This is a genomic window from Streptomyces sp. CB00316 (genome assembly GCF_001905595.1).
Classification (GTDB): Bacteria; Actinomycetota; Actinomycetes; order Streptomycetales; family Streptomycetaceae; genus Streptomyces.
In genome coordinates this window covers 220,908-240,643 of the sequence record NZ_LIXI01000005.1, presented here as the reverse complement: position 1 = coordinate 240,643, position 19,736 = coordinate 220,908, and the positions used below count along the sequence as shown (strand labels likewise).

Annotated in this window: 20 protein-coding genes; 15 read left to right on the top strand and 5 right to left on the bottom strand. The window is 69.4% G+C overall.

What is annotated here, in order from left to right:
* Nucleotides 1-9 precede the first annotated feature (9 nt).
* The 11 genes from AMK21_RS15695 (at nucleotide 10) to AMK21_RS15645 (ending at nucleotide 9,107) form a co-directional block, all read left to right on the top strand.
* Entirely contained in the window at nucleotides 10-396 is a 387-nt protein-coding gene (locus AMK21_RS15695) for a hypothetical protein (protein WP_073878318.1), read from the top strand.
* A 379-nt stretch (nucleotides 397-775) separates the two neighbouring features.
* Nucleotides 776-1,216 (top strand): hypothetical protein, encoded by a 441-nt coding sequence (locus AMK21_RS15690; protein WP_073878316.1) that lies wholly within the window; start codon nucleotides 776-778, stop codon nucleotides 1,214-1,216.
* Nucleotides 1,217-1,416: 200 nt separating this feature from the next.
* Nucleotides 1,417-2,250: a F0F1 ATP synthase subunit A gene (atpB, locus tag AMK21_RS15685; protein WP_073878314.1), complete on the top strand. Its 834-nt coding sequence runs from the start codon at nucleotides 1,417-1,419 to the stop codon at nucleotides 2,248-2,250.
* Between the two features lie 87 nt (nucleotides 2,251-2,337).
* Complete coding sequence (gene atpE, locus AMK21_RS15680) at nucleotides 2,338-2,568, top strand: ATP synthase F0 subunit C (protein ID WP_015611375.1); 231 nt, start codon at nucleotides 2,338-2,340, stop codon at nucleotides 2,566-2,568.
* A gap of 41 nt (nucleotides 2,569-2,609) precedes the next feature.
* Nucleotides 2,610-3,146, top strand: coding sequence for a F0F1 ATP synthase subunit B (locus tag AMK21_RS15675; RefSeq protein ID WP_015611376.1), 537 nt, complete (start codon nucleotides 2,610-2,612; stop codon nucleotides 3,144-3,146).
* Nucleotides 3,143-3,958, top strand: coding sequence for a F0F1 ATP synthase subunit delta (locus AMK21_RS15670; RefSeq protein ID WP_073878312.1), 816 nt, complete (start codon nucleotides 3,143-3,145; stop codon nucleotides 3,956-3,958). Before AMK21_RS15675 ends, AMK21_RS15670 begins: the two co-directional genes overlap by 4 nt.
* A 131-nt stretch (nucleotides 3,959-4,089) precedes the next feature.
* Nucleotides 4,090-5,661 carry a F0F1 ATP synthase subunit alpha gene (gene atpA, locus AMK21_RS15665; protein ID WP_073878310.1) on the top strand — a complete coding sequence of 524 codons (1,572 nt, stop codon included), beginning with the start codon at nucleotides 4,090-4,092 and terminating at the stop codon, nucleotides 5,659-5,661.
* 3 nt (nucleotides 5,662-5,664) lie between these two features.
* A complete protein-coding gene (locus AMK21_RS15660; protein ID WP_073878308.1) occupies nucleotides 5,665-6,582 on the top strand; it encodes a F0F1 ATP synthase subunit gamma in 918 nt (305 codons plus the stop codon).
* A complete protein-coding gene (gene atpD, locus AMK21_RS15655) occupies nucleotides 6,583-8,034 on the top strand; it encodes a F0F1 ATP synthase subunit beta (RefSeq protein ID WP_073878307.1) in 1,452 nt (483 codons plus the stop codon).
* Nucleotides 8,035-8,143: 109 nt separating this feature from the next.
* Nucleotides 8,144-8,518: a F0F1 ATP synthase subunit epsilon gene (locus tag AMK21_RS15650; protein ID WP_015611381.1), complete on the top strand. Its 375-nt coding sequence runs from the start codon at nucleotides 8,144-8,146 to the stop codon at nucleotides 8,516-8,518.
* A gap of 142 nt (nucleotides 8,519-8,660) precedes the next feature.
* Nucleotides 8,661-9,107, top strand: coding sequence for a DUF2550 domain-containing protein (locus AMK21_RS15645; protein ID WP_073879153.1), 447 nt, complete (start codon nucleotides 8,661-8,663; stop codon nucleotides 9,105-9,107).
* Between the two features lie 162 nt (nucleotides 9,108-9,269).
* On the opposite strand, the gene AMK21_RS15640 is transcribed toward AMK21_RS15645, so the two are convergent.
* The 3 genes from AMK21_RS15640 to AMK21_RS15630 form a co-directional block, all read right to left on the bottom strand.
* A complete protein-coding gene (locus tag AMK21_RS15640) occupies nucleotides 9,270-11,144 on the bottom strand; it encodes a glycoside hydrolase family 18 chitinase (protein WP_073878305.1) in 1,875 nt (624 codons plus the stop codon).
* A 189-nt stretch (nucleotides 11,145-11,333) separates the two neighbouring features.
* Nucleotides 11,334-11,984, bottom strand: coding sequence for a response regulator (locus AMK21_RS15635; protein WP_073878303.1), 651 nt, complete (start codon nucleotides 11,982-11,984; stop codon nucleotides 11,334-11,336).
* Nucleotides 11,981-13,180 carry a sensor histidine kinase gene (locus tag AMK21_RS15630; RefSeq protein ID WP_073878301.1) on the bottom strand — a complete coding sequence of 400 codons (1,200 nt, stop codon included), beginning with the start codon at nucleotides 13,178-13,180 and terminating at the stop codon, nucleotides 11,981-11,983. Before AMK21_RS15630 ends, AMK21_RS15635 begins: the two co-directional genes overlap by 4 nt.
* Before the next feature lie 151 nt (nucleotides 13,181-13,331).
* Between AMK21_RS15630 and AMK21_RS15625 the strand changes: the two genes are divergently transcribed.
* Complete coding sequence (locus AMK21_RS15625) at nucleotides 13,332-13,907, top strand: hypothetical protein (RefSeq protein WP_073878299.1); 576 nt, start codon at nucleotides 13,332-13,334, stop codon at nucleotides 13,905-13,907.
* Here AMK21_RS15625 and AMK21_RS15620 read toward each other — a convergent pair.
* Entirely contained in the window at nucleotides 13,904-14,476 is a 573-nt protein-coding gene (locus AMK21_RS15620) for a cob(I)yrinic acid a,c-diamide adenosyltransferase (protein ID WP_073878297.1), read from the bottom strand. The genes AMK21_RS15625 and AMK21_RS15620 overlap by 4 nt on opposite strands.
* 207 nt (nucleotides 14,477-14,683) lie before the next feature.
* Here AMK21_RS15620 and AMK21_RS15615 point away from each other — a divergent pair, with 207 nt between their 5' ends.
* The 3 genes from AMK21_RS15615 (at nucleotide 14,684) to AMK21_RS15605 (ending at nucleotide 18,839) form a co-directional block, all read left to right on the top strand.
* The gene (locus AMK21_RS15615; RefSeq protein WP_073878295.1) at nucleotides 14,684-15,532 is read left to right on the top strand and encodes a 3-hydroxyacyl-CoA dehydrogenase family protein; all 849 of its coding nucleotides are present in this window, start codon (nucleotides 14,684-14,686) and stop codon (nucleotides 15,530-15,532) included.
* A 215-nt stretch (nucleotides 15,533-15,747) separates the two neighbouring features.
* Complete coding sequence (locus AMK21_RS15610) at nucleotides 15,748-16,071, top strand: STAS domain-containing protein (RefSeq protein WP_018492200.1); 324 nt, start codon at nucleotides 15,748-15,750, stop codon at nucleotides 16,069-16,071.
* 221 nt (nucleotides 16,072-16,292) lie between these two features.
* Nucleotides 16,293-18,839 (top strand): AAA family ATPase, encoded by a 2,547-nt coding sequence (locus AMK21_RS15605; RefSeq protein ID WP_073878293.1) that lies wholly within the window; start codon nucleotides 16,293-16,295, stop codon nucleotides 18,837-18,839.
* Between the two features lie 54 nt (nucleotides 18,840-18,893).
* Here the strand turns inward: AMK21_RS15605 and nucS are convergent, their stop codons facing one another.
* A complete protein-coding gene (gene nucS, locus AMK21_RS15600) occupies nucleotides 18,894-19,565 on the bottom strand; it encodes an endonuclease NucS (RefSeq protein ID WP_073879152.1) in 672 nt (223 codons plus the stop codon).
* Between the last annotated feature and the right edge of the window lie 171 nt (nucleotides 19,566-19,736).

Here is a 19,736-nt window from a genome sequence, read left to right as displayed (position 1 = left end):
GCTGTGATAGTGAGCGGTCTGCTCGGGGCGGGGGTCGCCCAGGCTGCGGAGTCGCCCGCTGCGCAGTCGATCGAGGCCAAGGCGACGAAGAAGTTCACTGTTGCCACCAGCCCGGTGGAAAAGAAGGAATCCCCCGAGAAGTTCAAGAAGGGGAAGACCGGCAAGGTCAAGTACACCATCACCAAGAAGACGTTCAACCACGCGATCGGCGTTCGTCTGATCACGTGCGGCAAGGACTGGAAGTCGCTGACGGGGTGGAAGGACTTCAAGAAGAAAGAGGGCGAGTACTACACCTTCGACAAGTCGGTGAAGAAGGGGACGTGCTTCCGGGTGCAGTCCGGGCGGAGCTCGGCCGGAGGGGCCTCCGGGATCGAGGGCAAGGTCAAGTACTCCTGATCTTCACCCAAGGCTGAACGTGGCGGGTTGATCGGCGGCTGCTTCGGCAGCCGCCGATCGTCGTGTCCGTGCAGAGTGAGTGCTGTGGCCGCTCACTCATGCCGGTGACGCTTCCCCGGTGGGAGAATCTGCGCACTAGCAGACAACTCGCCCACATTCGCGCTCAGGCGCGCGGACTAACTCTCACGTGTGACAGTTGGCACACTTTCCAGGTAAAGACCTCATCAAATAGTTTGTGATACCGTTCACGAGACCCGGTGGCGGAGCCGAAGGATCCTGGTGAGACGGTCCTCGTATCCGCAAAACCGCCTCGCGGACCGGGCCTAAGCTCGTCCATGACGACGCCCCATTCCTCCCTTAGACCAGTGGAGCTGCCGCCATGCAGTCCGACATGCGCGAAGTACTGCGCATCGCCACCCCCGTCGCCGCGGTGGGAGCCATCGCCACGCTTGTCGGCGGGCTCGTCGCCGGTGGCGAGGGGGCGATCGGTGCGGTGGTCGGCTGCCTGGTGGTCATTCTCTTCATGGCCCTCGGACAGCTGGCGTTGCAGTGGGTCGCCAAGTCGATGCCTCACCTTTTCCAGGGCATGGGGCTGCTGGTCTACTCGGTCCAGCTCGTCTTCCTGCTCGGCCTCATCATGGCGATCAGGAACACCACCCTCTTCGACCTCCAGGTCTTCGCTCTTTCGCTCGTCGCCTCGGTGATCACATGGATCATCACGCAGACCGTGCTGCACGCCAGGAGCAAGACCCTGTACGTCGATCCGGAGGCGGAGAGCCGGAACGCCCCGGGTGGAACCGAGGGGAAGCATGACCAGTAGGGCCGGGATAAAGCCCTGTTCGACATGCTGCTATCGTCCGGTCTCGGTTGCGGTACTGCGGGCGCGGACAACACGGCTGTCGCCTGATTCATCGCGAGGCTTCGGGCCCGGCCGCCGCCTCCCCACCGTAAGAACCAGTCCGGTGCCGACCTGCGGCTGCCAGCCGCTCCGATACAACGAGGTAGCCGTATCCATGCGCCATGCAGAAGGAGCTCCTGGTGACTGCTGACGCCCAGACGCTCGCCTTCGAGGTTGACTGCCACCTGTTCCAGGGCTCGTGCGGATTCCCAGCCCCGAGCGCGTGGTCGTTCATCTTCGACCCGATCTTCAGTGTCGGTCCGGTCGACTTCAATAAGCCGATGCTGCTGGCGATCATCGGAACGATCGTCATCGTGAGCCTGTTCTGGGCCGGCTTCTCCAAGCCCAAGGTCGTTCCCGGCAAGCTGCAGTCGGTCGCCGAGATCCTCTACGACTTCGTGCACCGAGGTATCGCCAAAGAGATCATCGGCAAGAAGGGCGAGCCCTTCGTCCCGCTGCTGGTGTCGCTGTTCTTCTTCATCTGGGTGATGAACCTCTGGGCGATCATCCCGCTCGCACAGTTCCCGGTGACCTCGCTCATCGCCTACCCGGTCGGACTGGCCCTGCTCGTCTGGGTCGTCTACATGTCGGTGACCTTCCGGAACAACGGCTTCGTCGGCGGTATCCGCAACCTGTGCGTGCCGAGCGGCCTGCCCAAGCCGATCTACGTGATCCTGACGCCGATCGAGTTCGTCTCGAACATCTTCGTGCGCCCCTTCACGCTGGCGGTCCGACTCTTCGCGAACATGTTCGCGGGTCACATCCTCATCCTGGTCTTCACGATCGCGACCTGGTACATGCTCGGCACCGTGCTCGGCACGGTGTACGCCACTGCCTCGTTCGCCGTGACGCTGGCCCTGACCGTCTTCGAGATGTTCATTCAGGCGCTCCAGGCTTACGTGTTCACCGTGCTGACCGCCACGTACTTGTCCCAGGCGCTCGAAGAAGCGCACTGAGGACATCCGGGCCACCACCCGGACACCCCCCAGACGTCCGGTGGATGCAATCTCCACCGGCCAATCAAGAGAAGGAATCACAGATCAATGTCTGAGACTCTCGCAGCCGTCACGGGCAACATCGGCACCATCGGCTACGGCCTCGCGGCGATCGGCCCCGGCGTCGGCATCGGCATCATCTTCGGTAACGGTGTGCAGGCCATCGCCCGCCAGCCCGAGGCGGCCGGCATCATCCGCCAGAACATGCTGCTCGGCTTCGCGGTCATCGAGGCCCTGGCTCTGATCGGCTTCGTCGCGCCCTTCATCTACCCGAAGTAGTCCAGGCGACCTGACGATACGTTTTCGACGAAAGGTCCACCATGTTGCATCTGGCAGCTGAGGAGCCGCAGTCACCGCTGTTTCCGGTCTGGCCCGAGATTGTCATCGGTCTGATCTGCTTCAGCATTGTCTTCTTCGTCTTCTACAAGAAGCTCCTCCCGGCCATCAACAAGGCCCTGGACGAGCGTCGCGAGGCGATCGAGGGTGGCATCGAGAAGGCCGAAGCGGCTCAGACCGAGGCGCAGAGCGTTCTTGAGCAGTACAAGGCTCAGCTCGCCGAGGCCCGCCACGAGGCCGCTCGTCTGCGCCAGGAGGCGCAGGAGCAGGGTGCCGTCATCATCCAGGAGATGAAGGCGGAAGGTCAGCGGCAGCGCGAAGAGATCATCGCCGCCGGCCACACCCAGATCGAGGCAGACCGCAAGGCTGCTGCCTCCGCGCTGCGCCAGGACGTGGGCAAGCTCGCCACCGACCTGGCCGGCAAGCTCGTCGGTGAGTCCCTCCAGGACCACGCCCGGCAGAGCGGCACCGTCGACCGTTTCCTCGACGAGCTCGAGGCGAAGGCCGAGGCTGCCCGATGAACGGCGCGAGCCGCGAGGCACTGGCCGCCGCACGCGAGCGGCTCGACGCGCTGACCGACAACACGTCGGTCGACGCGGCGGCCCTCGCCGAGGACCTGGCATCGGTCACCGCGCTGCTCCACCGCGAAGTATCCCTGCGCCGGGTCCTCACGGACCCGGCCCAGAGCGGCGAGAGCAAGGCCGAGCTGGCCGCGCGCCTGCTCAGCGGTCAGGTCAGCGGCGAAGCCGTCGACCTGGTCTCCGGGCTGGTCCGCTCCCGCTGGTCGCAGTCGCGTGACCTGGTGGACTCGGTCGAGGAGCTGGCGAACACCGCGGACCTCACCGCCGCCCAGCGCGCGGGCGGCCTCGACGACGTCGAGGACGAGCTGTTCCGGTTCGGCCGGATCGTCGGCTCCGACCAGGAGCTGCGTGCCGCACTCACCAGCCGTACGGCCACGGCCTCCGCCAAGGGCGAGCTGCTCCGCAGCCTGCTCGGCGGCAAGGCGCAGCCGGCCACCGAGCGGATCATCGTCCGTCTGGTGACCCAGCCGCGGGGACGTAGCCTGGAAGCGGGACTCGAATCCCTGTCCAAGCTCGCCGCGGACCGGCGTGACCGCATGGTCGCGATCGTCACCTCGGCGGTGCCGCTCAGCGACCGGCACAAGCAGCGCCTCGGCGCCGCCCTGGCGAAGCTGTACGGCCGCGAGATGCACCTGAACCTGGACGTGGACCCCGCGGTCCTCGGCGGGATCTCGGTGCGCGTCGGTGACGAGATCATCAACGGCACCGTCGCGGAGCGCCTCGAAGAGGCGACCCGTCGCATGGCCGGCTGACCCAAGCGCAAAAGAACAAGCAAGACCAGCGGCCCGGTTGGGCCGTGCAGAAATTGCAGAAGATTCCTGGGGGTCGGCCCCCAGACCCCCTTAAGAAACTTCGGGCCCAACAAGGAGAGCAGGGAACCCAGATGGCGGAGCTCACGATCCGGCCGGAGGAGATCCGGGACGCACTGGAGAACTTTGTCCAGTCGTACCAGCCGGACGCGGCCTCGCGCGAGGAGGTCGGAACGGTCAGCGTTGCCGGCGACGGCATCGCGAAGGTGGAGGGCCTGCCCTCCGCCATGGCGAACGAGCTGCTGAAGTTCGAGGACGGAACCCTCGGTCTCGCCCTCAACCTCGAGGAGCGCGAGATCGGTGCGATCGTTCTCGGCGAGTTCAGCGGAATCGAGGAGGGCCAGCCGGTGCAGCGCACCGGCGAGGTGCTCTCCGTCGGCGTCGGCGAGGGTTACCTCGGCCGCGTCGTCGACCCGCTCGGCAACCCGATCGACGGCCTCGGCGAGATCGAGACCGACAGCCGGCGCGCCCTCGAGCTGCAGGCCCCTGGCGTCATGGTCCGCAAGTCGGTGCACGAGCCGATGCAGACCGGCTACAAGGCCGTCGACGCCATGGTGCCGATCGGCCGCGGCCAGCGTCAGCTGATCATCGGCGACCGTCAGACGGGTAAGACCGCTCTGGCCGTCGACACGATCATCAACCAGCGCGACAACTGGCGCTCCGGCGACGTGAACAAGCAGGTGCGCTGCATCTACGTCGCCATCGGTCAGAAGGGCTCCACCATCGCCTCCGTGCGTGGTGCGCTCGAAGAGGCCGGCGCGCTGGAGTACACGACCATCGTCGCCGCCCCGGCGTCCGACCCGGCCGGCTTCAAGTACCTGGCGCCGTACACCGGTTCGGCCATCGGCCAGCACTGGATGTACCAGGGCAAGCACGTCCTGATCATCTTCGACGACCTCTCGAAGCAGGCCGACGCCTACCGCGCCGTGTCCCTGCTGCTGCGCCGCCCGCCGGGCCGTGAGGCCTACCCGGGTGACGTCTTCTACCTGCACTCGCGTCTGCTGGAGCGCTGCGCCAAGCTCTCCGACGAGATGGGTGCCGGTTCGATGACTGGCCTCCCGATCGTCGAGACCAAGGCGAACGACGTGTCGGCGTTCATCCCGACCAACGTCATCTCCATCACCGACGGCCAGTGCTTCCTGGAGTCCGACCTGTTCAACGCGGGTCAGCGGCCGGCGCTCAACGTCGGTATCTCGGTCTCCCGAGTCGGTGGCTCCGCCCAGCACAAGGCCATGAAGCAGGTCTCCGGCCGGCTCCGCGTGGACCTCGCCCAGTACCGCGAGCTGGAGGCGTTCGCCGCCTTCGGTTCCGACCTGGACGCGGCCTCGAAGGCCTCGCTGGAGCGCGGTAAGCGCATGGTGGAGCTGCTGAAGCAGCCGCAGTACGCCCCGTTCCCGATGGAGGAGCAGGTCGTCTCCGTCTGGGCCGGCACCACGGGCAAGATGGACGATGTCCCGGTCGAGGACATCCGTCGCTTCGAGGGTGAGCTGCTGGAGTACCTGCGCCGCGAGCGCAAGGACCTCCTGACCAGCATCGCCGAGGGCGGCAAGATGTCCGACGACACGCTGCAGTCGATCGCCGACGCGATCGCCGCCTTCAAGCAGCAGTTCGAGACCTCGGACGGCAAGCTCCTGGGCGAGGGCTGATCGATGGGCGCTCAGCTTCGCGTTTACAAGCGCCGCATCCAAGCCGTCACCGCGACCAAGAAGATCACCAAGGCGATGGAGATGATCGCCGCCTCGCGCATCGTCAAGGCGCAGCGCAAGGTGGCGGCGTCGATGCCGTACGCGACCGAGCTCACCCGTGCGGTGACCGCGGTGGCGACCGGCTCCAACGCCAAGCACCCGCTCACCACCGAAGCCGAAGCGCCGACCCGCGCCGCGGTCCTGCTCGTCACGAGCGACCGCGGTCTGGCCGGCGGCTACTCCTCCAACGCCATCAAGGCTGCGGAGCGGCTGCGGGAGCGCCTTGCCGGCGAGGGCAAGGAGGTCGACACGTACATCGTCGGCCGCAAGGGTGTCGCGTACTACGGCTTCCGCGAGCGCAAGGTCGAGGAATTCTGGACCGGCTTCACCGACAACCCGGCGTACTCCGATGCCAAGAGCATCGCCGCCCCGTTGATCGCGGCCATCCAGAAGGAGACGGCCGAGGGCGGCGTCGACGAGCTGCACATCGTCTTCACGGAATTCGTGTCGATGATGACGCAGAACGCGGTCGACGACCGGATGCTGCCGCTTTCGCTCGACGAGGTGGCGGAGGAGAGCACCCGCAAGGGCGAGATCCTCCCGCTGTTCGAGTTCGAGCCGTCGGCCGAGGACGTCCTCGACGCCCTTCTGCCGCGCTACGTCGAGAGCCGTATCTACAACGCACTGCTGCAGGCCGCCGCTTCCGAGCACGCTGCCCGCCGTCGCGCGATGAAGTCGGCCACCGACAACGCCGGGGACCTCATCAAGAGCCTGTCCCGGCTTGCCAACGCGGCCCGCCAGGCCGAAATCACCCAGGAAATCAGCGAGATCGTCGGCGGTGCCAGTGCTCTGGCCGACGCGACCGCGGGGAGTGACAAGTAAATGACGACGACTATTGACAGCGCCGTGACGGCCGCTGCCACGGGCCGCGTCGCCCGGGTCATCGGCCCGGTCGTCGACGTGGAGTTCCCCGTCGACGCGATGCCGGAGATCTACAACGCCCTTCACGTCGACGTGGACGACCCGGCCGAGGCCGGCGCCCGCAAGACGCTGACCCTCGAAGTCGCCCAGCACCTGGGTGACGGCGTGGTCCGGGCGATCTCGATGCAGCCCACCGACGGCCTGGTCCGCCAGGCCCCGGTGACCGACACGGGCAAGGGCATCATGGTCCCCGTCGGTGACATCACCAAGGGCAAGGTGTTCAACACCCTCGGTCAGATCCTGAACGAGCCGGAGGCCGAGGCGCAGATCACCGAGCGCTGGCCGATCCACCGCAAGGCCCCGGCCTTCGACCAGCTCGAGTCCAAGACCGAGATGTTCGAGACCGGCCTGAAGGTCGTCGACCTGCTGACCCCGTACGTCAAGGGCGGCAAGATCGGTCTGTTCGGTGGTGCGGGCGTCGGCAAGACGGTCCTCATCCAGGAAATGATCATGCGTGTGGCGAAGCTGCACGACGGTGTGTCGGTGTTCGCCGGTGTCGGCGAGCGCACCCGTGAGGGCAACGACCTCATCGACGAGATGACCGAGTCGGGCGTCCTGGAGAAGACCGCGCTCGTCTTCGGCCAGATGGACGAGCCGCCGGGGACGCGTCTGCGCGTGGCCCTGTCCGCCCTGACCATGGCGGAGTACTTCCGCGATGTGCAGAAGCAGGACGTGCTGCTCTTCATCGACAACATCTTCCGCTTCACGCAGGCCGGTTCCGAGGTCTCCACGCTGCTCGGCCGCATGCCCTCCGCGGTGGGTTACCAGCCGACCCTGGCCGACGAGATGGGTGTGCTCCAGGAGCGCATCACCTCGACGCGTGGTCACTCGATCACCTCGATGCAGGCGATCTACGTCCCCGCGGACGACCTGACCGACCCGGCCCCGGCCACCACGTTCGCCCACCTCGACGCGACGACGGTTCTCTCCCGTCCGATCTCCGAGAAGGGCATCTACCCGGCCGTGGACCCGCTGGACTCCACGTCCCGCATCCTGGACCCGCGCTACATCTCGCAGGAGCACTACGCCGCGGCCAGCCGCGTCAAGGGGATCCTGCAGAAGTACAAGGACCTCCAGGACATCATCGCGATCCTCGGTATCGACGAGCTGGGCGAGGAGGACAAGCTCGTTGTCCACCGTGCCCGTCGCGTCGAGCGCTTCCTGTCGCAGAACACCCACGCCGCCAAGCAGTTCACCGGCCTGGACGGTTCGGACGTCCCGCTCGACGAGTCGATCGCCGCGTTCAACGCGATCTGCGACGGGGACTACGACCACTTCCCCGAGCAGGCGTTCTTCATGTGCGGTGGCCTGGACGACCTCAAGGCGAAGGCCAAGGAGCTCGGCGTCTCCTGAGCCTCCGGCTCACCGAGGGGGGTGGGGCTGGTCCCGCCCCCCTCACCACGCCCCGTAGAATTGAACCGACACCCGGCCGCACGGCCGGGTGGTGACCCGAGGAGTCTCCTTGGCTGCTGAGCTGCATGTGGAGCTGGTCGCCGCGGACCGCAGTGTCTGGTCCGGCGAGGCCACCCTGGTCGTCGCGCGTACCACGTCCGGCGACATCGGCATCATGCCCGGTCACCAGCCGCTTCTCGGTGTGCTGGAATCGGGCCCGGTGACGATCCGCACGAGCGAGGGCGGTACCGTCATCGCCGCCGTGCACGGTGGTTTCATCTCGTTCGCGGACAACAAGCTGTCGCTGCTGGCCGAGATCGTCGAGCTGGCGGACGAGATCGATGTCCAGCGCGCCGAGCGTGCGCTGGAGCGCGCGAAGTCGGACGCGGACGCCGCTGCTGAGCGGCGCGCCGAGATCCGTCTGCGCGCGGTGGCGGTGCACTAGTACCCCCACGGACAGATGTTCTTACTCAGCCGCGGCCCGAGCTGGAGAAATCCAGCCGTGTCGCGGCTGAGGCGATGCAGGTGCAATCCAGTTCGAATCGGTTCGTTACCCGTTACTCGACGATGCGAGGAGGTCGGTGGAGATGGTCCTCGCGTTGTGGGTGGGCGTGTCCGTCGTCGTCACGGTCCTGGTGGGACTGTTCGTCTTCGGCCTGCGCCGGCGGCTGATCCAGCGGTCCGGAGGCACCTTCGACTGCAGCCTCCGCTGGGACGTCTCCGAGGAGCCGGACCCCTCCGGCAAAGGCTGGGTCTACGGGGTCGCCCGCTACAGCGGCGACCGTGTCGACTGGTTCCGTGTCTTCTCCTACGCTCCTCGCCCCCGCCGGGGCCTGGAGCGTTCTGCGATCGAGGTGATCGCCCGCCGGCTTCCGGAGGGCGAGGAGGAGCTCGCGCTCCTGTCCGACTCCGTCGTGCTCGGCTGTCTCCACCGGGAGACGCGCCTGGAGCTGGCGATGAGCGAGGACGCGCTGACCGGCTTCCTCGCCTGGCTGGAGGCGGCACCGCCCGGCCAGCGGGTCAATGTGGCTTGAGAGGCAGTCCCGCTGGAAGGGGGTCCCCCCGGACGAAGTCTGGGGGCGGATCGACGTGGCGTAGGCCGAAGGCCCGTACACAGCGAAAAACCGGGGAGACGGGGGGCGGACCCGTCTCCCCGGCGCTTTTCCGGGGTCGTGCTCGCGGTTACGGCGTGGGGATTACTTGAGACCGTTGTTGATCGCGGTCACCAGTTCGCCGTTGGTGGTGTCACCGGAGAACTCCCAGAAGAACGCGCCACCCAGGCCCTGGCTCTTCGCCCAGGTCATCTTGGAGCCGATGGTGGCGGGGGTGTCGTAGCTCCACCAGTTGGTGCCGCAGTGAGCGTAGGCCGTGCCGGCGATGGTGCCGGTGGCCGGGCAGGTGCTCTTGAGGACCTTGTAGTCCTCGATGCCCGCCTCGTACGTGCCCGGGGCCGCGCCGGTCGCCGCGCCGCCGGGGGCGGACTGGGTGACGCCGGTCCAGCCGCGGCCGTAGAAGCCGATGCCGAGGAGCAGCTTCTTGGCCGGGACGCCCTTGGCCTTCAGCTTGGCGATGGCGTCGGCGGAGGTGAAGCCCTCCTGCGGGATACCGGTGTACGGGTTCAGCGGCGAGTGCGGGGCCGTCGGGCCCTTGTTCGCCCAGGCGCCGAAGAAGTCGTACGTCATCACGTTGTACCAGTCGAAGGACTGGGCGGCGCCCGCGTAGTCGGCGGCGTCGATCTTGCCACCGGCCGAGCCGTCCGCGGTGATGGCGGCGGTGACCAGGTTGCCCGCGCCGAACTTCGTCTTCACGGCGGAGGCGAGGTTCTTGAGCGCGGCGGGGCCGCTGGTGTCACAGGTCAGACCACAGGCGTTGGGGTACTCCCAGTCGAGGTCGATGCCGTCGAAGACATCGGCCCAGCGGGGGTCCTCGACCAGGTCGTAGCAGGACTGCGCGAAGGCGGCGGGGTTCTGCGCGGCCTGGGGGAAGCCGCCGGACCAGGTCCAGCCGCCGAACGACCAGAGGATCTTGATGTGCGGGTACTTGGCCTTCAGCTTGCGCAGCTGGTTGAAGTTGCCGCGCAGCGGCTGGTCCCAGGTGTCGGCGACACCGTCGACGGACTGGTCGGCGGTGTACGCCTTGTCGTAGTCGGCGTAGGAGTCACCGATGGTGCAACGGCCGTTCTGCACGTTGCCGAAGGCGTAGTTGATGTGCGTGATCTTCGCCGCGGAGCCGGACGTCACCAGGTTCTTGACGTGGTAGTTGCGCCCGTAGACGCCCCAGTTGGTGAAGTAGCCCAGGTTGATCTTGTCACCGGGCGGGGGCTCCTCGCCGCCGCCACCGGTGGTGCGCACCGAGACGGAGGCGGAGACGGGGCCGAGCTGGTCGATGGTGTCGCGGGCCTGGACGGCGTACGTGTAGTCGGTGCCGGCGGTCAGTCCGGTGTTGGTGTACGTGGTGCCGGTGACCGTGGCGATCTTGGCGCCGTTGCGCAGGACGTCGTAGTTCTTGACGCCCTTGTCGTCGGTGGCCGCGCTCCAGCTGAGCTTCACCGAGGTGTTGGTGACGTCGCTCGTCGTGGGGGTGCCGGGAGCGGAGGGCGGGTTGTCGCCGGGGACGGTGGAGCCGTCACAGGAGGCGCCGTTGAGCTTGCAGCCGGTGGGGGAGCCGGGGCCGGAGCCGTTGAAGCCGAAGCTGACGCTGGCTCCGGGGGCCACGGTTCCGTTCCAGCTGAGGTTCTTGGCGGTCCAGCGGGTGCCGGAGTTGGTGACGGTGGCGTCCCAGGCGGAGTTGACCCGGGTCCCGGTGGGGTAGTCCCATTCGATGGTCCAGGAGGAGAGCGCTGTGGTGCCGGTGTTCTTCACCGTCCACTGGCCCTCGAAGCCGCTGCCCCAGTCGGACTTCTTGGTGTAGGTGGCGGTGGCCGAGGTGGCTGCCGCGGCCGGGGTCGCGAGACCCACCATCGCGGCGAACGGGACGGCCAGTGCGGTGAGACCGGCGATGACCTTGGATCTGCCGCTCCGCAGGGGGATCCATCTGAATCTGGAACGGCGTCGGGGGGTGTCAGTGCTCAACGGTGCTCCTCGGGTGAGGTCCAGCAAACGGGGGTGATTCGTGGACTGCAAACCCTGCGCCGCCCTGAGTACGGGTGCTCTCGTACTCACCGCAGTGTGTGATGGGTGACACTAGGAAGGTCTGGACCAATCGTCAAGAGGTCTGGACCAAAGACCGAGTACCGGGGCCGGGCCGGAAACGGACCGGGATCAGACCCCCAACTCCTGTGCCAGCACGGCCGCCTGGACCCGGCTGCGCAGCCCCAGCTTGGCCAGCAATCTGCTGACGTGCGTCTTCACCGTCGCCTCCGCCATCGAGAGCCGCAGCGCGATCTCCGCGTTCGACAGCCCCTCGCCGAGACACCCCAGCACCTCCCGCTCACGCCGGGTCAGCGCCTCCAGCACCGCCGGATCGGCTGCTCCCGCCGCCCGTACGGTCCGTGTCCCCGCGAACTCCGCGATCAGCCGGCGGGTCACGGCCGGCGCGATCAGCCCCTCGCCGCGCGCCACGGTCCGCACCGCCTCCAGCAGATCGCGGGCGTCGGTGTTCTTCAGCAGGAAGCCCGAGGCCCCCGCCCGCAGCGCCCCGAAGACGTACTCGTCCAGGTCGAACGTGGTCAGGACCAGGACGTCCGCCAGCTCCTCCGCCACCACCTGCCGGGTCGCCGCCACCCCGTCCAGCCGCGGCATCTGCACATCCATCAGGACGAGATCCGGCCGGAGTTCACGCGCCAGGCACACCGCCGCCTCGCCGTCCCCAGCCTCCCCGACGACCTCGATGTCCGGCGCGCTGGAGAGGATCAGCACCAGCCCCGCCCGTACGGCTGCCTGGTCCTCGGCGACCAGAACCCGGATCGTCATTCCCGCATCTCCCTCTCCCGTACGGGCAGTTCGGCCCGCACCCGCCAGATCTTCGTGCCGTCGCCGTCCGGTTCGGCCCCCGCTCGGAACGTCCCGCCGAGCAGCGCCACCCGCTCCCGCATCCCCACCAGGCCGGCCCCCGACCCCGGCGCGGTGGGCCCGGACCGGCTGCCGAACACACTGGTCACCTCGACCGCCAGTACGGCGCCCGTGAGGTCGAGCCGCACGGTCACCGGCCCCGGCGCCGCGTGCTTGAGGGCGTTGGTGAGGGACTCCTGCACGATCCGGTACGCGGCCAGCTCGACGGGGGTCGGCAGCGCCGCGGACCCCGCCTCCCGGGTGTCCTCAAGCGTGCAGGCCAGCCCGCTCGGGGCGCCGTTGGTGTTCGCCTGCTCGATCAGGGCGTCCAGGCTCGCGAGCGTCGGCGCCGCGGCCGGGGCACCGTCCTCACCGCCCTCGCGCAGCAGTCCGATCAGCCGGCGCATCTCCGCGAGCCCTTCCACGCTGTTCTCCCGGATCACCTTCAGCGCGTTCCGCGAGGTGTCCGGGTCGTCGATGGACAGGGCCGCCGTGGAGTGGATCGCCACGGCGGACAGATGGTTGGCCACCAGGTCGTGCAGCTCCCGGGCCATCCGGGCCCGCTCGGCGATCACCGCCTGCACCCGGTCCATCTCGGCCAGCCGCGCGGTCTGCGCGGCGGCCAGCCGGGCGGCCTCGGCGGCGGTGCGGTGGTTGCGCACGCTGACCCCGGTGATCGCGGGGATGAAGGAGACCAGCCCGATGACGACGCCGATCAGCAGCGCCTCGGGCTTGCGGAACCAGGCCAGGACCCCGATCGTGGACGCGACGGTGATCAGGAGCGTGGCCACCGGGAGACGGCGGGCCGCGGCCGGGGTCCCGTACAGGACAGCCGCGTACATGACGTCCGTGAACATCAGGACGGTGGCCAGACTGCCCCGGGTGAACTGGTCGGCGACCAGCGCGAGCGTGGCGACGGTCAGCGCCGTCCGCGGGGCGCTCCGGCGCAGCAGCTCCATCGCGGCGATCACGGTCAGCGGTACGAGGGTGACCCAGGGCGCGGAGAAGGGGCGGCCGCCCTGGGTGTGCAGGCCGAGCAGCCACAGGAGCAGCCCCCCGAGCAGCCCGGAGACGGCGAGGGCCACGTCGTCGCGGTGGGGGCGGATCGAGGTGAACACCCTTCCATCCAACACGCACCACCGTCACCGGGCCTCCCTTCGCAGACCGATGCGCGACTACATCGAAGGATGCAGTCCCGCTTCGTCACCGCCGACGACGTGTCCCCGCCCGGCGGACGGGAGGCTGGAGGGGAACGGGAGGAGAGAAGCTGTGATCGCTCTACTGGTCGTGGCCTGCGAGGTCGCTTTCTGGGTGCTGCTGGCCGCCGGGCTCGCGCTGCGGTACGTCGCGAGGAAGCCGAGGCTCGGCGCCGCCGTACTGCTCTGCGAGCCGCTGCTGGAGGTCGTCCTGCTGGTGGTGACGGCGATCGACCTGAGGAACGGCGCCGAACCCGACTGGAAGCACGGCCTGGCCGCCGTCTACATCGGCTTCACCGTGGGCCTCGGCCATCACACCATCAGGTGGGTGGACGCCCGGGTCGCCCACCGCTGGTTCGGCGGCCCGCCGCCGGTGAAGCCGCCGAAGTACGGCATGGCACGCGCCGTCCACGAGTGGCGCACCGCCGCCCGCTGGATCCTCGCCGCGGTGGTCGCGCTGGGCCTGCTCCAGGCGGCGGTCTGGTACGTCGGTCCGGGCGGAGCCATCAGCTCGCTCCAGAGCTGGCAGCAGAAGATGCTCCTGGTGATCGGCATCAACGTGATCATCGCCGTCGGCTACACGCTCTTCCCGAAGCAGGCCCCGAAGAACACGGACGCGGTCGAACGCGAGCCGGCCGACGAGCTCTAGCGCTCGCCGCCCGGCACCCACAGCACGTCCCCGACCTCCTTGTTGGCGCTGCGCGCCAGGATGAACAGGAGGTCGGAGAGGCGGTTGAGATAGGTGGCGGCCAGGGTGTTCATCACGTCACCGTGCACCTCCAGCGCCGCCCAGGTCGACCGCTCGGCGCGCCGGACCACCGTGCACGCCTGGTGGAGCAGGGCGGCCCCCGGCGTACCCCCCGGAAGGATGAAGCTGCGGAGCTTCTCCAGCTCCTCCAGGAAGCGGTCGCAGTCCGCCTCCAGCTTGTCGACGTAGGACTGCTCGACCCGCAGCGGCGGGTACTTGGGGTCCTCCAGGACCGGCGTGGACAGGTCGGCACCCACGTCGAAGAGGTCGTTCTGGACCCGTACGAGGACCTTCACCACGTCCTCGGAGAGCTGCCCCAGCGCGATGGCGGTCCCGATCGCCGCGTTGGCCTCGTTGGCGTCCGCGTAGGCCGCGATCCGCAGATCGGTCTTGGCGGTGCGGCTCATGTCGCCGAGGGCCGTGGTGCCCTGGTCGCCGGTCCGGGTGTAGATGCGCGTCAGATTGACCATGGGGCCAGCGTAGTGAGGCCCGCACCCTCAACTGCGCGTGGCGCGGGCCCGAATGACGCGTCCCGGTGTGATGTCCGTCATTCGAGACGTGACGCGCATCTCTTCACCGCCACAGCGCCCCCGACGGGTACTAATCTCCGCCGGAGAGCAATGTGAACCGCCGTGAACAGACGCCGCAGAGGCGGACAGAGAACAAGGGGTGCGAACGTGGCCAGGAAGCTCGCCGTCATCGGGGCCGGACTCATGGGATCCGGGATCGCGCAGGTCTCGGCCCAGGCGGGCTGGGACGTCGTGCTGCGGGATGTCACCGACGCGGCGCTGACCCGCGGCCTGGACGGCATCAAGGCCTCGTACGACCGGTTCGTCTCCAAGGGCAAGCTGGAGGCGTCCGACGCCGAGGCGGCCCTCGCCCGCATCACCACGAGCACCGACCTGGACGCCGTCGCGGACGTGGACGTCGTGGTGGAGGCCGTCTTCGAGAAGCTCGAGGTCAAGCACGAGATCTTCCGCGCCCTGGACAAGGTCGTCGGGGAGAACACCGTGCTCGCCTCGAACACCTCCGCCATCCCGATCACGAAGATCGCGGCCGTGACGGAGCGTCCGGAGCGCGTCGTCGGCGTGCACTTCTTCTCGCCGGTCCCGATGATGCAGCTCTGCGAGCTGGTACGTGGCTACAAGACCAGTGACGAAACCCTCGCCACCGCCCGGGAGTTCGCCGAGTCGGTCGGCAAGACCTGCATCGTCGTCAACCGCGACGTGGCGGGCTTCGTCACCACCCGGCTGATCTCGGCCCTCGTCGTCGAGGCCGCGAAGCTGTACGAGTCGGGCGTCGCCACGGCCGAGGACATCGACACCGCCTGCAAGCTGGGGTTCGGCCACGCCATGGGCCCGCTCGCCACGGCCGACCTGACCGGCGTGGACATCCTGCTCCACGCCACCGGCAACATCTACACCGAGTCGCAGGACGAGAAGTTCGCCGCTCCCGAGCTGATGCGCCGGATGGTCGACGCAGGTGACATCGGGCGCAAGAGCGGGCAGGGCTTCTACACGTACTGACCGCAGCCGCACCCCTGCCCCCTCGGCCCGCCGCCGTCGGGGCGGGGAGTGTACCCGGCACTGTCCCGTCTCCGGCGAACCGACTTCACTCCACCGAGTGAATTCGGTATCGGTTCGCTTACAGACGGCAACTTCCCTGTCGCTGCGGCAGTCAGTTGTGGAAGAGAAGAACAGACAGACGGACCTCGCCACGGAGCAACAGCAGGGGAGCACATATGCATATCAGGGGCGACCACGCCGAGCTGGTCGTCGGGGGCCGCCTCGACGTCCGAAGCGCGGCGGACGCCCGTACGGTCCTCCACTCGGCCGTCGACGACGGAGCCGGCGACCTGGTGCTGGACCTGACCGAGCTGAATTCCTGGGACGCCACCGGACTCGGCGTCATCATGGGGGCCCACCGCAGAGCCGGCCGGGCCGGGCGCCGTCTCGTGCTGCGCGGCGTCCCGCCGCAGATGCAGCGCCTCCTGGTGGCCACCCGGCTGCACCGCATCCTGGCGATCGAGGGCGGGATCGCCGCCGATTCGCTGCCGCGCGTCTGAGTACGTAGGGACGGTCGGGGCAGAAGAGGCGCAATCCTCACCGGAATGTGACGTCCCGGACGGCATGGCACCCCGCCCGTGCGTGGATACTGTGCGAAGGTCTAGGGTTCGGCCGTCTGCCCCAAGACACCCACCCGAGGCAGACACCGGACCGGAAGCGACAGCGGGGCGTGTGAGGCCGGAGGGGCAAACCGAGCGCGACGCGTCTGGGGGACTTGTTGATGGACCCGACACACCAGGGGCCGGAAGAGTACGGGCAGAACGCCAACGACTCCGACCGCTCCGACGGCCGTCGCCGGCCGTCCCGGGAGTCCAACGCCGCCGACTTCGGCCAGCCGACACCGCAGCAGGTCCGCGTCGTCCAGGTCACGGTCGGGGACCTCCTGCTCACGGTCAACCCCGTCGACGGCAGCGAGGTCGAGGCCTGCCCGCCCGGCTCGGAGCCCGACGCACCCGTCCGCCGCACCCCCGCCGAACGCACCGACCACGAGCGCGCGGGCGCACCGCCCGTACCGGCGGGACCGCCCGCTCCACAGCTCCCGCTGCTGGAACGCCAGGAGGAGCGCGAGCGCCTGGCGGGCCTGCTGGCCCGCGGCCGCAGCGTCCGCCTCACCGGCCAGGCCGGATCCGGCCGCACCGCGCTGCTCGACGCCGTCGCCGCCGACTGCACGGACCTGGCCCCCGACGGCGTCGTCCGCCTCAGCGGCCACCGGCGCACCGCCGCCGACCTGCTGTACGGCGTCTTCGACGCGATCTACCGGGCCCCGCTGCACCGCCCCGGCCCCGAGGAGCTGCTCGCCCTCGTCCGCTCCATCGGCGCCGTCGTCGTCATCGACGACCTTGAGATCGGCGGGGCCGCCCTCGACGGACTTCTGGAGGCCACCCCCGAGTGCGCCTTCCTGTTCGGTACCGCGCCCGACCTCACCGCCCCCGGCGTCGATGCCCACCTGGAGGAGGTCCTCCTCGCCGGCCTCGGCCGCTCCGCCTCGCTGGAGCTGCTGGAGAAGGTCGTCGAGCGCCCCCTCACCGAGGACGAGCGGAACTGGGCGGGCGACCTCTGGTTCGAGTCCGAGGGGCTGCCGCTCCGCTTCGTCCAGGCCGGATCACTGCTGCGCCAGCGCGACCGGCTCAACACGGACCCCGCGGCCTTCGACGAGTACGAGTACTTCGAGCCGCGCCCGGACGACGCGCCGCCGGTCCCCGAAGCGCCCACCGCCGAGACCCTGGACGTGCCGCTGCCGAGCCTCGGCGAAGGGGCGGCGCCCGCCGTCCTGCTCGCCTCCCGGCTCAGCGAGGCGGCCCGCGAGACCTTGCGCTTCACCGTCGCGCTCGGCGGCGAGGTGCCCCACCAGGCCCACCTGCCGGCCCTCGTGGGCGACACCCACGCGGACGCCGCCCTCGGTGAACTCGCGGGCTGCGGACTGCTCTCCCCGGCGGGCCCCCGCTACCGGCTCGCCGCCGGTGTCCTCGCCCAGCTGGAGGCCGGCGGGTACGCGGAGAGCGCCGCCGCCCACGCCCGTACGGCCGCCCAGCACTACGCCTGGTGGGTCTCCCATCCCTCGGTCACCCCGCAGCGCGCCGTCGCCGAGGCCGACGCGATCGTCGCCGCGATGAGCCGTCTCGTCCCCGACGGCGAGGCGGGCCAGGCCAGCGCCGCCGTCCTGCTGGCCCGCAGCGCCGCTCCCGCGCTGGCCGCGGGGATGAGCTGGGGCGCTTGGGAGAAGGCGCTCAGGGTCGGCCAGGAGGCCGCCAGGATCGCCGGTGAGGTCGCCGAAGAGGCTTACTTCCACCATGAGTTGGGCGTCCTCGCCCTCTGTTCCGGCAACCTGGACCGGGCCCGTACGGAGCTGGAGACCTCGATCTCCATGCGCGGCGCGCTCGCCGACAAGTCCGGGGCGGTGGCCGGCCGCCGCGCCCTCGCCCTGGTGGCGGACCGCTCCGGCGGCTTCGCGCCCCCGGTCCGGTCCCAGACGGGCGAGGAGGTGCCCGCCGTACGCCACGACCTTCTCGCCGGCACGCCGCCGGTCGGCTCCCCGGCCCCGCCGCCCTTCGCCCGGCAGACGGTCGAGGAGGACCCCACCCTCATCTCCTCGCTGCCCCCGGGGCCCCGGGCCACCGCGCCGAAGCCGGGTGGCGGCCGCGTGCTCCTGGGCGGCGCCCGGCGCAACCTGGCCGCCGCCGGGGCGGGCGCGCTGCTGGTCGCCGTGCTCGGCACCGTCGTGACCCTCGGCCTCACCGCGGGCGACCCCGAGGAGCCGGGCAGCCGCAACGTCACCACCGAGCAGTCGTCCCCCGAGGGCACCCCCGAGGACGCGTCCCCCGCCGACGAGCCGGACGAGGGTCCCGCACCCGACGACGGGGCGCCCGGCGAGGAGGCACCCGCCACGCCGGGCACCTCGGCATCCGCCACGCCCAGCACCTCCGGCTCGCCCTCCCCGGCCCCGTCGTCGCCGGACGGGAGCTCGCCGGGTACGGGTGAGCCGTCGAGCACGCTGCCCACCGAGGACCCGACCTCCGACGGGCCGTCCCCGAGCGGGAAGCCGACCACGCCGACGAAGCCGCCGACGACCCCGCCGACCACACCGCCGACCACGCCGCCCACCGAGACGCCGACGACCCCGCCGACCGAGACGCCGACCGAGGAGCCCCCGCCCCCGCCGGACACCACGTCCTCCGCCAGCGGCCCCGCCGAGTCGGCCGGTCCCAGCGCCAGTTCCACCGCGGACGCCCCGGCGCAGAGCGAAGACCCCACCGAGGCAGCGGCCTGACACACGGAAGCCGGGTGCCCCCCCGTGGGGGACACCCGGCGGTGGGCGGGCCGGTCAGAACAGGCGCAGCTTGTCGTCCTCGATGCCGCGCATCGCGTCGTAGTCGAGGACCAGGCAGCCGATGCCCCGGTCGGTCGCGAGCACGCGCGCCTGGGGCTTGATCTCCTGGGCCGCGAAGACGCCCCTGACCGGGGCGAGATGCGGGTCGCGGTTGAGCAGCTCCAGATAGCGGGTCAGCTGCTCCACACCGTCGATGTCGCCGCGCCGCTTCAGCTCCACGGCCACCGTCCGCCCGTCCGCGTCGCGGCAGAGGATGTCCACCGGGCCGATGGCGGTGGGGTACTCACGGCGGATCAGGGTGTGGCCCTCGCCGAGGATCTCGATCCGGTCGGCGAGCAGCTCCTGGAGGTGCGCCTCCACACCGTCCTTGATGAGCCCCGGGTCGACGCCCAGCTCGTAGGAGGAGTCGTGGAGGATTTCCTCCATCGTGATGATCAGTTTTTCGCCCGCCTTGTTCACCACGGTCCAGACACCTGCCTCATCGCCGGTGCCCTCCTTCAGGGTGCACGGCGGGGACATCCAGTTGAGCGGTTTGTACGCCCGGTCGTCGGCGTGGACCGAGACGCTGCCGTCCGCCTTCACCAGGATCAGACGAGGGGCGGAGGGCAGGTGGGCTGTGAGCCGGCCCGCGTAGTCGACGGAGCAACGGGCGATGACGAGACGCATGGTCGGCAACGCTACTCGACGACGGGGGCCCGGCGCGATTTCCCCATCCGTCGACCCCTGTCACTGGCTCCCCAGCAGGGAGCGGCGAAGTGGGCTTGCCCCTCTTTGCGCCTCTTCGTTGGTGGCCGGTTGTGTTCCCAATCTCCTGGTGCGGCCCCCACCGCACGCTTA

Coding starts and splice junctions, on each gene's coding strand:
- AMK21_RS15690 (WP_073878316.1), top strand. CDS start 776: ATGCAGTCCGACATGCGCGAAGTACTGCGCATCGCCACCCCCGTCGCC.
- atpB (WP_073878314.1), top strand. CDS start 1,417: ATGCAGAAGGAGCTCCTGGTGACTGCTGACGCCCAGACGCTCGCCTTC.
- atpE (WP_015611375.1), top strand. CDS start 2,338: ATGTCTGAGACTCTCGCAGCCGTCACGGGCAACATCGGCACCATCGGC.
- AMK21_RS15675 (WP_015611376.1), top strand. CDS start 2,610: ATGTTGCATCTGGCAGCTGAGGAGCCGCAGTCACCGCTGTTTCCGGTC.
- AMK21_RS15670 (WP_073878312.1), top strand. CDS start 3,143: ATGAACGGCGCGAGCCGCGAGGCACTGGCCGCCGCACGCGAGCGGCTC.
- atpA (WP_073878310.1), top strand. CDS start 4,090: ATGGCGGAGCTCACGATCCGGCCGGAGGAGATCCGGGACGCACTGGAG.
- AMK21_RS15660 (WP_073878308.1), top strand. CDS start 5,665: ATGGGCGCTCAGCTTCGCGTTTACAAGCGCCGCATCCAAGCCGTCACC.
- atpD (WP_073878307.1), top strand. CDS start 6,583: ATGACGACGACTATTGACAGCGCCGTGACGGCCGCTGCCACGGGCCGC.
- AMK21_RS15645 (WP_073879153.1), top strand. CDS start 8,661: ATGGTCCTCGCGTTGTGGGTGGGCGTGTCCGTCGTCGTCACGGTCCTG.
- AMK21_RS15635 (WP_073878303.1), bottom strand. CDS start 11,984: ATGACGATCCGGGTTCTGGTCGCCGAGGACCAGGCAGCCGTACGGGCG.
- AMK21_RS15620 (WP_073878297.1), bottom strand. CDS start 14,476: ATGGTCAATCTGACGCGCATCTACACCCGGACCGGCGACCAGGGCACC.
- AMK21_RS15610 (WP_018492200.1), top strand. CDS start 15,748: ATGCATATCAGGGGCGACCACGCCGAGCTGGTCGTCGGGGGCCGCCTC.
- AMK21_RS15605 (WP_073878293.1), top strand. CDS start 16,293: ATGGACCCGACACACCAGGGGCCGGAAGAGTACGGGCAGAACGCCAAC.
- nucS (WP_073879152.1), bottom strand. CDS start 19,565: ATGCGTCTCGTCATCGCCCGTTGCTCCGTCGACTACGCGGGCCGGCTC.